Source organism: Winogradskyella sp. UBA3174 (assembly GCF_002364335.1).
Lineage (GTDB): Bacteria > Bacteroidota > Bacteroidia > Flavobacteriales > Flavobacteriaceae > Winogradskyella.
In genome coordinates this window covers 8,625-10,616 of the sequence record NZ_DEXW01000055.1, presented here as the reverse complement: position 1 = coordinate 10,616, position 1,992 = coordinate 8,625, and the positions used below count along the sequence as shown (strand labels likewise).

The following is a 1,992-nucleotide window of genomic DNA, read 5'->3' as shown; positions in this document are numbered from 1 at the left end:
CAAACTTCGGCAAATTATACAGCAGGACAAACAGGGCAAACAAATGTTCCTCAAGCAACTGCAGCACAAGGCACAGTTTCAACTCCGGCAGTAGCAGAGCAAATGGGAGCTATTGACCCTAATGCTACAGTACAAGGACAACTTGCAAATCTACAAGCAGGTGTTACAGCAGGACTACAACCGGGTGGCATTATGCCTATTTGGGCAAGAACTTCAGCTGATTTAGTAGAAGCAAAAATGGCTCAACGAGGTATGGGTCAAAGTAGTATGTATGCAGAAGCAATGGCAGAAGGTATTATGCAAGGTGCATTACCTATAGCAGCAACTGATGCACAAACATATAAAGATAAAATATTTCAAAATTTAGGAAACAGACAACAAGCGGCTATCCTTAATGCACAAAATTATATGCAAATGGATATGGCTAATTTATCTAACAAACAACAAACTAGTTTAACAAACATACAATTAAAACAACAAAGTTTATTAACTGACCAAGCGGCTAACAATGCAGCATTACAATTTAATGCTGTTAATGTACAACAATCTGAGCAATTCTTTTCTAACTTAAAATCGGGTATTGAATTACAAAACGCCCAACGCTCTGATGCAATGAATCAATTTTCTACATCAGAAGGAAATAAAGTTAATGCAATGAATGTGGGAAATAATATAGCTGTTAATGAAGCAAATGCTGCAAGACAAAATGCTATTGGGCAATTTAATTCACAACTACAAGATTCAAGAGATAAATTTAATGTAGATAACCAACGTGTAATAGACCAGTCTAATGTACAATGGAGACGAACTATTAACACAGCAAATACAGCGGCAGCTAATGCGGCTAACCAAACTAACGCATCAAATGCACTAGCTATGTCTAATTATGCAATGTCAGCATTATGGCAAGAATGGAGAGATGAAGCTGATTGGCTTAATACTTCATCTGAAAATGCTACAGCAAGAAATCATAATATGGCTCTTGCAGCATTAGAAAGAGCAACAATGTTTGAATTAAGTGATGAAGCAGCAAAAGGTGATTTACTAAAATTACTTGGTAAGTTTGGATTTGAATTTTTAAAATAAAGGATAATATATGAGTGTATGGAGTGCAATAGGGACTTGGGCGATGGGTCAATTTACAGACAACTTTATGGGTGGTGATAAAAAAGGTGGAAGTATTATGGATAGAGTTATTGGTGCAGGTGCCAGTGCTATAGGTGATAAATTTTTAGATACTCCTAGTGCTGCCGGCAGACCACCCAAGGTAGATTTAGGTGTTACTAATGCTAAAACATATGCTATGTCAGCTGCTAAAGCTCCAGAAACTCCAGTAGTAACAGACGCTGTAGCTATGGACGATAAATGGACTAGTGTAGCTAAAAGGTTAGCTCAAATTCAAGATACAACAGCAATAGGATAATAATATGCCACAAGAAATATTTAAAGAAGCTGACCAGAATCCATTTGATGCTCCAATACCGGGGCAATCATTAACTAACGAGCCGGGTAATTATCCTTGGGAACATGCTCCACAATATACAGACCCAGACTCTGCAATGAATTTTGTAATGAAAAAGTTAGGTAATGTTAATATGGCTGAACAGATTCTTTTAATGTTAAAGGCTAAAATTCCTGCAGAAGCTATTACTCGATTAGTTGTATTTGGTGGATTTACAGAAGGTAAATGGACTGTTGATGTAGCAACATTAATAACACCATTAATTATGCAATTAGTCGTTGCAATGGGTATGCGTGCAAAAATAAAAACAATGAGAATTAGTATGCAAGATACAAGCAATGGTCAGTTTATGAAAGACATGGCTAACCATGAAGTATTACAAAAAAAAGCATCAGAAGATATTAAAGAAGAATTAGAACAAATGCCTCCACAAGAAGGTATGATGGCTAGACCAGAACCACAAGGAGATATGTAATGGCAAAATTATTTGGAATAATTCCTTATGGTGGAAGTAGTAAATTAGGACAATT

At 36.3% G+C, this 1,992-nt stretch carries 3 protein-coding genes; all 3 read left to right on the top strand.

The window, feature by feature from the left end:
- Positions 1-1,086 (top strand): hypothetical protein (locus tag B2U95_RS10170; RefSeq protein WP_296315874.1); only part of this gene is annotated, 1,086 nt, incomplete at its 5' end.
- Positions 1,087-1,096: 10 nt separating this feature from the next.
- Positions 1,097-1,423, top strand: a complete 327-nt coding sequence (locus B2U95_RS10165; RefSeq protein ID WP_296315872.1) for a hypothetical protein — start codon at positions 1,097-1,099, stop codon at positions 1,421-1,423.
- A gap of 4 nt (positions 1,424-1,427) precedes the next feature.
- Positions 1,428-1,937, top strand: a complete 510-nt coding sequence (locus tag B2U95_RS10160; RefSeq protein WP_296315870.1) for a hypothetical protein — start codon at positions 1,428-1,430, stop codon at positions 1,935-1,937.
- Positions 1,938-1,992 lie beyond the last annotated feature (55 nt).